This window comes from Nocardia sp. NPDC060259, assembly GCF_042728775.1.
In the GTDB taxonomy this organism is placed as follows: domain Bacteria; phylum Actinomycetota; class Actinomycetes; order Mycobacteriales; family Mycobacteriaceae; genus Nocardia.
The window spans coordinates 1-7,668 of record NZ_JBHXAY010000176.1 but is presented as its reverse complement, the minus strand read 5'-3'; the positions used below and the strand labels follow the sequence as shown (position 1 = coordinate 7,668).

5 protein-coding genes are annotated in these 7,668 nt (G+C 61.1%); 2 read left to right on the top strand and 3 right to left on the bottom strand.

Annotated features, from left to right (window positions below; all coding sequences use genetic code 11):
- Nucleotides 1–141: 141 nt before the first annotated feature.
- Nucleotides 142–582: an SMI1/KNR4 family protein gene (locus tag ACFWF2_RS33070; protein WP_379311411.1), complete on the bottom strand. Its 441-nt coding sequence runs from the start codon at nt 580–582 to the stop codon at nt 142–144.
- A gap of 265 nt (nt 583–847) precedes the next feature.
- Between ACFWF2_RS33070 and ACFWF2_RS33065 the strand changes: the two genes are divergently transcribed.
- Complete coding sequence (locus ACFWF2_RS33065; RefSeq protein WP_379311410.1) at nt 848–1,585, top strand: class I SAM-dependent methyltransferase; 738 nt, start codon at nt 848–850, stop codon at nt 1,583–1,585.
- Between the two features lie 262 nt (nt 1,586–1,847).
- Complete coding sequence (locus ACFWF2_RS33060; protein ID WP_379311409.1) at nt 1,848–2,366, top strand: DUF6461 domain-containing protein; 519 nt, start codon at nt 1,848–1,850, stop codon at nt 2,364–2,366.
- 563 nt (nt 2,367–2,929) lie between these two features.
- Here the strand turns inward: ACFWF2_RS33060 and ACFWF2_RS33055 are convergent.
- Together ACFWF2_RS33055 and ACFWF2_RS33050 are read right to left on the bottom strand one after the other, a co-directional pair.
- A complete protein-coding gene (locus ACFWF2_RS33055; RefSeq protein ID WP_379311408.1) occupies nt 2,930–5,674 on the bottom strand; it encodes an ATP-binding protein in 2,745 nt (914 codons plus the stop codon).
- Nucleotides 5,675–6,204: 530 nt separating this feature from the next.
- Nucleotides 6,205–7,668: helicase associated domain-containing protein (locus ACFWF2_RS33050; RefSeq protein ID WP_379311407.1), on the bottom strand; the 1,464-nt coding region annotated here is incomplete at its 5' end.

Sequence of the window (7,668 nt, the reverse complement as noted above, 5' to 3'; positions counted from 1 at the left end):
CGCTGATGCTCCACATCCCCGACGATGTTCGGGTGGGGGCTCAGTGGTTTCACCAGCGCCTCGCGCTGGCCGTTCAGTCAGCGCGATCAGCGGCAATTGAGGATGTTTCGCGGGCGGTCATTGTGCGGAACGATGACGCGGTCACTTGTACCAGTCGTCGCCCTCAGCGCCTGCCCGCAGTTGCAGGTAGTCGGTCAACGAACCGGCGACCCACTTGCGGTCATCGGACTCGTGATCCCACACAAACACCTCGGCGTTATGTCCAGATGGCAGCAGGACGTAGCAAAACTGGTCACCACCGCCGTTGTCGCCAAAGAACATCAGATGGTCGAAGTACATGTACAGCTCGGCGAATTCGGCGTTGCGTCGGAACTCGATGTTCTGATCGATGATCTCCTGCACCGACCACACCAGCCCGGACCCCCACTCGGCCTGCACACCGTTCGTGCGCCGCAGCAGATCCCGCAATTCGTTCGGCACCGGCTGGCCGAGTTGCCTCTCGATCTGATCGATCTCGGTGTCGGAGGCCGGTGGTGCGAATTCGGCATCCGCATAGAGTCCTCCGATCAGGTCCTTCCACATATGCCAGATCCTGCCACGAGGCGAACACAGTCATGATGGCTCCTACGGCCTCGACCTCGCATCGCAGTGGGAGCCGTCCAGATGCACGCTCATCGGCAGATGCGGACGTTCGTGACCGCGCGCCCAGCGGCAGAAGTGGATGTTCGAGTTGGGCGGTCCTGGTGTTGAGTGGGGGTGATGATCTGGCGCGCAAAGGAACTCGGATTCTGCACGTGGACGGGAAGCCTTGAGGCGCATCTGCTACTGCCGTGTTAGCTTCGGGCACGTGGGGACAACAACGCAGCAAACTGACTCCGGCGGCGCGGCCGCGTACGACCCGATCGCCAAGGCCTACGCCGAGGAGAACGCGACGAGCCTCCTCAACGAGTACTACAACCGGCCTGCGATCCGGAACCTGCTCGGCGACGTGACGGGTAAGCATGTGCTGGACGCCGGGTGCGGCTCGGGTCCCACGCTCGTCGACCTCATCGAAGGCGGAGCGACTGCGGTCGGAATCGACGGCAGCCAGGCCCTGATCGACATCGCCACAGACAGAGTTGGGGGCGCCGCAGAGCTACACGTCGGGGACCTGGCTACCCCTCTTCCGTTCGGCGACAATACATTCGACGACGTTGTCTGTTCCCTCGCACTGCACTACCTCGAGGACTGGCGCTCCCCGCTGGCGGAGATGCGCCGCGTGCTTAAGCCTGGAGGCCGCCTAATCCTCTCGGTGGAGCATCCGCTGGTCATGTGGTTCACGCAACTTCAGGCCGGCGAGACCACAAACTACTTCGCCACGCGCCAACGCAAGGTGACTGATATGGCCGGGCAGACCGCAGACCTCACATTCTGGGATCGGTCCTTGTCGACGATGTTCCAGACATTCTTCGACAGCGGATTCCGTATCACCCGCGTAGAGGAACCGGCACCTGCCCCGGAAGCGGTGGAGCGGTTCCCCGAGTTCTTCCAGGACCGCGAGGACCCGAGGTTCCTGGCCTTCCTGTTCCTGGTGTTGGAGGCCTGACTCCTACGCTGCGGCGGGCAAGTTCTGGGCAATCATCGCGCCGCGCACGGCTTCTGCGATCGTCGCTTCGCCGTGCAGCCCGGCTCCATGTATGCGGGCATTTGAGAGTGTGTAACCGACATCTCACCCCGGCGAGCAGGGTCGGCTCTGCACTCCTAAGGCTCGGAGCAGGCCGCGCGATCAGCGGCATGAGCGGATACGCGCCGAGAAGATACCTGAGCTGCTGCGCACCGAGGTGTCGGAGCTACCCCTACAGTTTGGCGTGCTGCAGGCGGAGACCTGCGCGGGAAGCGAGTTGGGCGTGGGATGGAAAGTGCAGGGGCTGATCGTCGAGGGGTCTGTGGATCCGACAGATCTACCAGGCCAGCCCTACGAAACGGGCGAGAGCGCCGATATCGATACGGTGCATCATGAACCCCACGACTATGGGGTTGCCACGGTGGGCGGCTGGACCTTCATTGCCGATCCAGAGTTCCGAGTGAGTTTCGATGAACAAGCGGTGCTGCAGGTTTCGGGCACCAGGAGGGCGCTCGCCTGGGTGACCAACAGCGTCTCGACGACCCATGGCTTCGCTTGGTACCTCGAAGGAGAGATGGTGCGCCAAATCATCTATACCGAAGGAGAGTTGGCCTATGAGCGCGGAGCACCGCTTTCCGAGGAACAGGGTGCTCCAGAGCCTCTAAGCGAGGACTACGTCTTCGAGATGGTGCAGCGACTGACCGGAGTTGGCTGGGGCGCCGGCGCTGACGCTGACTACAGCGTGTGGGTCTGTACGTCGTAACTCGTGGCGAAGGTTCCGCGCTCCGCGCTACGGAGTCTCTGCACTCAAAATCGGCATTACCGGATGCTTATGCCGATTGGTTGGTAGCAATGTGGAAGACCGAACTGGGGACATCCGTCCGCGCCGGACCCGTGTCCCGGGTCTGCGGACCGGTGGTGGTGGTTCGACCACAGCCTCACCGATCAACCACGATCCGCGCTCTCGTCGCGCCGAATCTTGGTCTGCTGTAGGGAGTAGGGAGGTGACACTGTCATCTCCTCTCCGTATGCGGGCATTTAAGGAGTGTGTAACCGACATCTCACCCCTGCGAGTCGTTCCACCTCTGCACTCCAGTAGCAGGAGCTACAGAAGATCCGTCGAGCTGACGCTCACAGACGTGGACAGACGCGATCCCGCGCCTGATCTCGGGATTTCATAGGTTTCCCGCCAAGTCAAGAGCGCGAACGAGGCGAGCCGCTATTTCGCCCTTCGCTCAGCGCCGGCGCCAAACACGGTTCCACATGCCCGACCGATCCCGGCGGCGATGGTCGAGACCGTGTCGTCTCGGCCGACCCGAGCCGTGCCTAGGAGGCAGCCTCGGCGGATAAGCGGTCCAGAAGTTGCTGCACTGCAACGTGTTGGGTTTGGAGTCGAGCTGATCGAGCGTGCCATTCAGGTCGTGTCTGCCGCAACGCTCTGTCGATCGCCTTGCTTGCCAGTCTTAGTGACGTATGGAGGTACGACCATCTTCCTGCGAGTTGCAAGATGCGGTCGATTGCCTGTTCGGCGTCCGAGAATCGGCCGAGATGAAGGTAGGCTATGGCGTCGAAGTGGTCGTACATGACCTGCTCGTCCGCAGAAGGCTCCGAACCCCGCATCCGCTGTACGAGTTCGAGAACCGCAGCGAACTCGCCCCGGACAACAAGCTCTTGAAGGCTCTCGATCTGTACTGCGTCGGGAACCGCCGAAATACTCTGACGGCAGGCGATCTCGCCGAACTTGTCGATGAGGTCCTGTTTACTCTCGATATTTGACTGTTCGATGGATTGCGCAGCTTGGATCGCCAGCCGGACCAACTGGTCACCGCGGTTCGGTCCGCCCACCGCATCGAACTTGATCAACTCCGCCAGCGCCCGATCGGCCCACATCGCGCAGCGCTGTTGACCTAGATTGCCCAGAACGTTGTCAGCGAGTGCCGCACACGCCGCCGTAGCGGCAAGGAACTGAGCGCCATGGCTCAAGGTCAGATCGCTGACCTCGTCCAGCGCAAGCTCGATCTCGTTCACACTGTTGTCGTAGTGACCGCGGGATGCGTGAGTGGTTGCGATCTCGTATCGGAGGAACAACCTCGCGCATCGAAATACATAGACCCTGCTGGGATCGATGACGCTTGTTAGCTGAACCGCCGAAACCAGTTCCAGGATCCACCGTGCGTGCACCATGAGCTGTTCCAAGGCGAAGAATTGACCTTTGGATCGGAGCGCCGCGATCCAACCCATCGTGCAGGTCATCAGGAGAGCCAGCAGATCCACCACGTACTCGTCCGGCGCGCTACGGCGGTGGATCTCGCGGAGAATCTCATGGACGAGTGGGTGGATACTAATCGTGTCGCTGGCCGGATTGACGACCGTAGATGAGTCCGCATAGTGGCGTCGCTTCGCGATTGATTGAGTTCGGAGATTGGTAAGGACCCCGTTGCGGCGTGCTTGATCGGCGATTTGCGGCTTGGGGGGATCCAGCAGATTGACTGTGGTCGTCTCGGACACGGTCTGCAGGAGTAGGTTCACCGGGATGAGCTCTGGTGCCATGAAAGCGGCGTGGTAGATCAACGCCCGAGTCTCACTCCTGCGCTCGGGGCTGGAGTCGAGCCCCAGTTGCGCCACCGCGAACCGGATCGCTGCGAACGCCGTCTTGTCGTACCCCTCGGGCACTGCCGTCGCTTCGGACAGCGAGTCGAGCCGTGCGAAATATTGCCTCGACAGCTGGGAGACGTCTTCATCCGCATTGCGGAAGTACGACGCTGCCATAGCGATCGCCAAAGGCACCCGGCCGAGCCGTTCGACAATCTCGATGATCGCGGGCGTGTGGGTATCCGACTCGAACTGAGCGAATGCCTCGAAGCAGGCAACCGCTTCCTCTTCAGTAAAGGCGTCAATCTGCAGTTGCGTTGCTGCGCTCCACCATCCGATGCTGTTGGTGGACGTGACGATGACGAATCCGCATCCGCTCGACGGTATGTACGGCTCGATCTGCTGCCGTGTGATGGCACCGTCGAAGACCAAAACGAACGGACCACCGAGGCGGGCCATCTCGGATCGAAAGGCAGTCGGAACGTCTCCGATCGCTTCCTCGTCGACCCCGAGGTCGACGAGGATGGACTTCGCCTTGGCTTCCACCAGTCCCTGTGTACGGCAGTCGATCCAGCAGACGTGCTCGTAGAAATGTCGATTCAGGTGACAGAAATCGGCGGCGATGGTGCTCTTACCGAACCCTGTCACACCGGTCAGCACAACAGCGCGCGGATTCCGCGACGCGACGCTTTCGGTAAACAAGGCGGTCAGCTCCATCAGCTCAGCTGTCCGCGCCACTGGGGACACAAGGCGTGGAACCTCGAGTAACGGCACACCCCAGTCGAAGCGACGCAGCACATGCGCAACTTGTGCATCCGGGATGCACAGCAGATCGTTGATGTCGGCGCCGCTGATCCGGCGTGCGGCCAGGTCCGCGGCCGAATCAAACACAGCATCCATCAGCAGCGCGGCAAGCAACCCCGCGGAAGTCTCGCCTTGGCCGAGCGCCCGATCGCGTCGGATCCCACGGATCAACGCCAGAATTGATCCTTTGATTGCCGCAGCGCCGCGATCATCCCGCATGACCATCCTGCGTGGCGACGACTCGCCCTGCGTGAGTTCGGCAGCCGTGACAGGATAGGCCACTCTGCCCTCCGCAGATCTCGACGGATTACCGCAGGCGCCGACGAGTTTCGGCGACAATGGCCTGTTCGTCAGGACCGCTGCCTCCTCCCCCTCGCTGCCCATTCTGGCGAAGATCTTTTCGACGTCGGCATATCCGAGTGTGTTCGACTCGGACGGCACCACGGACGATTTGACCTGCACATGGCGTTCGACTCGCCCGTTGCGCTCGATCGCAAAGTCGACGACGTCGTCGTCGTTGCCGACACCGATGTCATGTCGTCTTGGCTCCACGATCAGAACGAGGGAACCCGGGTCATCCGAGCTGCCGGTCACGGTACGAAGGAACTCTTCGACCGTGACAAGATATTGGAATCGGAATCCAAACGCCGCGACAGCGCCACCGTCACTCGTCATCTTGCCTCCGCCTCCCTGGATTTGTCCGCATCTTGGGCTACGCCCGACTCACCTATTGGTTCGACCGTGCTTGCCCCTTCGTCGCTGGCAAGCAGTAGCACGTTACGCGCCCACCATGCCTCGGTCGCAGCCCACACTCACCTCAGATGGTCAGTGTCTGCAAGTGGCCGCTTCTCGAATTGCCTAGTAGCGCTCGTCCTTTCGGATGGTGTCTACCGCCGGTACCGTAGCGGGGCCACCGGAAGGGATCGCGGGTTCCTGACCGGCGGCGGGGGTCCAGACCCACACATTCTCATTGCGACTACCCGTGATCGCGACTGATCAGCCGTCGACGCCAGACGGCACACCAGACACATCAAGGAGTGCGTAACGAACATCTCTCCCCGGCGAGTAGTGCTAACTAGGCACTACTCGCCCCCGGACCAGCCCGAGCGCTCAGCGTCGATGACCTGACCTGCTAGTTCGGCGCGAGTGGATTGAACAGACGGGTCCCGCCAGTTCCGCTTCACTGCTGCGCGATCGGACGCGGTCTAAGTAGTCCACTCCCACCCGGTGAGCTTTTCTAGCTTGTGTTGACGCTCCGCGCTCAACTTGTCCTTCGCATAATTGCTGCGCTGGAGGCTTACCCAGCTGCCTAGTCTCATGCCTTTGTATATGCGGTCATATGGCAGATGACTAGTACCGTACTCCTCGATGGACTCCCGCAAAAGCTCGTACGCGCTATCCCATCGTGCATCGTGCGGGCTCCACGTCCAACCGGGAAGGTTTTCCAGCTTCTTTAGGCGCTCCGCGGTCAGCGCATCTCGTTTCTGCCGCTGAACTGCGACCCACGAACCGAGCGCTATCTCGCCCTCGATGTGACTCTGCGGCACACGGGAGTGTCCCTCTCGGGCCGCGTACTTTACTACTAGGTCGTATCGTTCGCTCCATACGTCCTGGTCGAATGTCCAGCTCCAACCCGTCAAGGCTTCCAATTTGGCTTTTCGGTCAGCAGGAAGGTTCGCTCTCCCCGCCCGCTGCTCTGTCACCCAGCCGCCGAGCTTTACACCCACTTCAATATGAGTAGACGGAACGCGCGCGTTACCTTCGCGCGCGACGAACTGCTCCAAGAGCCCAAACTTCTGACTCCAGACATAGTCCGCCTTCTTGCCCCAGAACCATCCAGGAACGGCTTCCAGTAACTCTCTTCTGCGCGGTGTGAGTTTCGTATCCTCGCGCCGCCGGAGCCTTGTCCACTGCCCGAGCTTTAAGCCGTCTTCGATGTGGTCCACGGGAACGTTGGTGTGTCCCTCCGTCGCGGCGAATACTCGTAACACCTCAAGGTGCTCCATCCATGAGTCCTCTATGGAATTCCAGCTCCAGCCCGGGACTGTTTCGAGCCGCCTTCTACGTTCCGGGGACATCGTAACTTGGTTTACCCGTTGCTCACCCACCCACACTCCAAGCCTCACACCGGCCTCGACGTGTCCGGCGGAGACGCGAGCGTGTCCCTCTCGATGTGCAAAGTCAACCAAGGCGCGGTATCCGCGTTCCCAGGCTGCGGTATGCGGATCCCATGCCCACCCGGGCACGGACTCCAGAAGCACCCGCCGTTCGTCACCGATCTGCTCCTTTCTATTCCGTTGCTCGTTGATCCACGATCCAAGCTTGATGCCGTCTTCGATGTGTTTTTGTGGAACTAGTGCGTGTCCTTCCCGCTGCTGGAACTGTCGCAAGAGCGCGAACTTTCGATTCCACATGTCCGACCGCGCGTCCCAGTTCCAGCCCGGAAGTGCCTCCAGCCGCTTCCGTTGCTCGATGGTTAGCTTGTCCTGCTTGCTGCGTTGCTGCGTAACCCATGTCCCCAGCGGAATGCCATTCTCGCGATGCGAATTGGGAACACGAGCATGACCCTCCCGTTCGGTGAACTTCACCAGGACCTTGTATGCAATCTCCCAGCGTTCGGTGAAGGGGTCCCATGACCATCCGGGGAGGGCTTCCAGAAGGGCCCGCTG

Excerpts from the sequence above, each read along its gene's own strand:
- ACFWF2_RS33055 (WP_379311408.1), bottom strand. The coding sequence starts at position 5,674 with ATGACGAGTGACGGTGGCGCTGTCGCGGCGTTTGGATTCCGATTCCAA.
- ACFWF2_RS33070 (WP_379311411.1), bottom strand. The coding sequence starts at position 582 with ATGTGGAAGGACCTGATCGGAGGACTCTATGCGGATGCCGAATTCGCA.